At 54.6% G+C, this 2,976-nt stretch carries 2 protein-coding genes and 1 riboswitch; both genes read right to left on the reverse strand.

The window, feature by feature from the left end:
* Positions 1 to 1,803, reverse strand: a 1,803-nt coding sequence (locus QZL66_RS00285) for a glycoside hydrolase family 9 protein (protein ID WP_293601730.1), incomplete at its 3' end; no start/stop codon positions are given.
* A 284-nt stretch (positions 1,804 to 2,087) separates the two neighbouring features.
* The gene (locus tag QZL66_RS00290) at positions 2,088 to 2,813 is read right to left on the reverse strand and encodes a M48 family metallopeptidase (RefSeq protein WP_022409774.1); all 726 of its coding nucleotides are present in this window, start codon (positions 2,811 to 2,813) and stop codon (positions 2,088 to 2,090) included.
* Between the two features lie 87 nt (positions 2,814 to 2,900).
* Positions 2,901 to 2,971, forward strand: a riboswitch (Fluoride riboswitch).
* Positions 2,972 to 2,976 lie beyond the last annotated feature (5 nt).

Below are 2,976 nucleotides of genomic sequence, written 5' to 3' on the forward strand. Positions count from 1 at the left end.
GCTCTGTGTCCAGTAGCCCGGTGCCACGCTGGTGGAGGAGCCGAATGCGCCCTGCCACTTGCCGATCTCGCCGGACTTTGCGGTGATGTTTACTGCGACCTTGGTAACCTTGTCGCTGGGCTTTACGCCCAGATCCTTCCAAGCCCAGCCGATCATACGATCAGTAGCCGGCAGCTTGTCATAATCTACAGCCTGGTTCAGGTTCTTGGAGTAGGTTGCACCGCCGGACGATGTGCTGCTCGACTGTGTGGTAGCCTGAGTTGCCTGAGTTGCCTTGGTGGTAGTTGTGGTTGCACGAGTGGTGGAGGCGGTGGTTGCCTGTGTTGCCTCGGTGGTAACTACAGCAGAACCGTTGACACCCTCGATAGTAGCGTCGATAGAACCGGTCTTATAAATAGAGTACAGACCTGCTGCTGCGCCGACAATACCTGCATTGTAGTCCAGCGCAACTTCGTTTGCCTCATAATCGTTGACCGAGTCGGTGTAAGTAAAGTTTGCATCTGCCGGACCGCCGACCAGTGCGCCGACCAGTGTGTGGCCGTTTGCGCTATAGCCGGTCTGCTTCTTCATCTCGTCAAAGCTGCTGTAGCCGGAAGCTGCTCTGTGATGCGGATACTTTGCGGAGTTGGAGTCCATGCCAACGACAAAGTTGACGTTCTTGGGGTTGTTGCCCAGGATCATTGCCATCTGTGCCTTGCACCAGCCGGAATAATCCTTTCCGCTCTGTGCGGAATACTTGGAGGTAACCAATGCAGCCAGCTGCATGGTGGTGTTATACCGTGCGCTGCCCCAGGAAGCTTCGCAGTAGTACTGGCTCTCGCTGGTGCACTTGCCGTTCAGGTAAGTGGTGACCTTGGACCAGTCAGAACCGCTGCCGGTGATCTCACTCTGGAGAATGGCAGCACCCAGGCTGACATTGTTCCAGCTCATGGGGGAATATACGCCCCACTGGCAGCCGGACTGTCCGGACTTGCCGGCGTTTGAGGCATTCATAAAGGTGTTCAGGAATGTCTTATAGGAGCTGTCGCCGGTTGCCAGATACAGCCAGCCAGCTGCCCATGCCTGATCGTCATAATAGTCATAGGAGCCGTAGAAGTTGCCAGCCGCCGGGCACTCTGCCTTATTGGTGCGGATGGAATAGTTGTACAGTGCCTTTGCATAGGTCAGATCTTCCTCGTTGCCGAAGTTGACATAGTTTGCTGCCAGTGCTGCGGCATATTCTGCTGCGATGTCGCTGGCATCATCCGAAGTCCAGTATGCGGTACGCAGGCTCTGGTCGGTCTGAGATTCCGGAGAGCACCAGACATCGTGGTCTTCCTGACCCTTGCCCACCTGATAGCATAAGCTGGAAACGTCATTGCCGTTCAGCTTTGTGCTCGCCTTAAAGAAGTCGCAGAAACGGTCTGTGAGCGCCTTCAGGTGTGCTGTCTGTCCCAGTGCGTCGTAGCTGTCCTTATACTCATAGTAGCCCCAGCCCAGTGTGGAAGCGGTGTAGCCTGCCGGCAGACCAAACTTTACGTGGTCGCCTGCATCGTGGTAACCGCCGTCCACCTCATCGGCAGTGTGGCAGTTATCTCTCCATGTGAACTGCGAAGCACTTCCCACATCGCTGCCGCACATATTTCCATCATAGAAATACATGGTGTACTGCAGCAGCTTTGCATAGTTGTCATAGGATGCAGCCGATGCGGTCAGCGTCTGCACCTGCATTCCCACTGCAGAGAGTGCCGTCGTTCCGGTCAGCAACGTTGCGGCACTTGCAACACAGGCAAGCACCCGTTTACCGAGCCCAATTTTCTTCATAAAAATACTCCTTTCGCAAAAAACGAATCCGATTTGTCCTGTCCGTTCCAGGGATCGGATGCGCCGCCTGTTTTTCCGGCTTTTGCCAAAATCCAAGCAGCTTTCAGTCCTTTCCGCATCCGGACACGATCCAATACTCATTTTATCACATTGGTGAAAAAAATGCAATATTTTTTTCTTTTCACATCGAATTTCTATGGAAACCAGACAAACCGCACCTGCCGTTTTTGTGCAGTTTGATAAATTTTTCCAGAGTTTCCGGTTTTTTCTGATGAAATGGTGCTCTAGAGCCGTGTCTGCACCTGCCGCAGCTGCATCTCCAGCTGCTTCCAGTCCGGCAGTTCCTGTGCCACAAACCCGTAGAAGTTCCCGGAGTGATCGGCGTAGAGGAAGTGGGTGAATTCGTGCATCACCACGTATTCAATGCAGCGCACCGGTGCTGCCAGCAGGCGGGTGTTGAATGTGAGGATTCCCCGCTGCGGCCGGCAGTTTCCCCACTGGGACACCATGGCACGGAAGCGGATCTCCGGAAAGGCGATATCGTGGGGTGCAAAGACGGGATAGACTGCGCGGCAGAGATTCCGCACCGCTTTTTCACAGGAGCGCTCCCACCAGTCGTCGAACGTCTTTTTGCGAAGTGCCTCCTGCTCCGGCTGGCGCACCAGCAGGCGGATGGTCTCTCCCTGCACCTGTACGCTGTCCCGGCTGCCCTGCTCCACCGACAGACGGCAGTATTTTCCCAGATACAGCACCGTTTCGCCGGCGGTGTAGTGGATGGGGTACTGCGGCGGCTGTTCCGAGACAGTATCATACCGGCGCAGTGTCTGCAAAATCCGCTCCCCATGCTGCTGCAAAATCTGCTCCACCAGCGCCAGCGGCGCATCTTTTGGCGCAGAAACCAGCAATCCCGTTTCCGGGCGCAGCCGCAGATTGACATTTTTCACTGCCTTGCGCTCCAACGTATAGGAAATTTGCGTTCCGCCGAGGCAGATGCTCCGCTGTTCTTTCATGGAAACCATTCCTTTCTGGAATACTTGACAGATTCCGCAATTCATTGTAGCATAGAAGCGCTGTCGGGTTTTGCTTACAGTTCACAATTCAAGATCGGGAATGATGTTCTCCCCTGGGATTCCAAAACCGCTGTTTCGCTGATGACGTCTGCTTTTTTACGCA

This window comes from Ruminococcus sp. CAG:330 (genome assembly GCF_000437175.1).
Lineage (GTDB): Bacteria > Bacillota > Clostridia > Oscillospirales > Ruminococcaceae > Ruminococcus_C.

Bases quoted from the DNA above. Each gene is read 5' to 3' on its own strand.
- QZL66_RS00290 (WP_022409774.1), bottom strand. From the start codon at position 2,813: ATGAAAGAACAGCGGAGCATCTGCCTCGGCGGAACGCAAATTTCCTAT.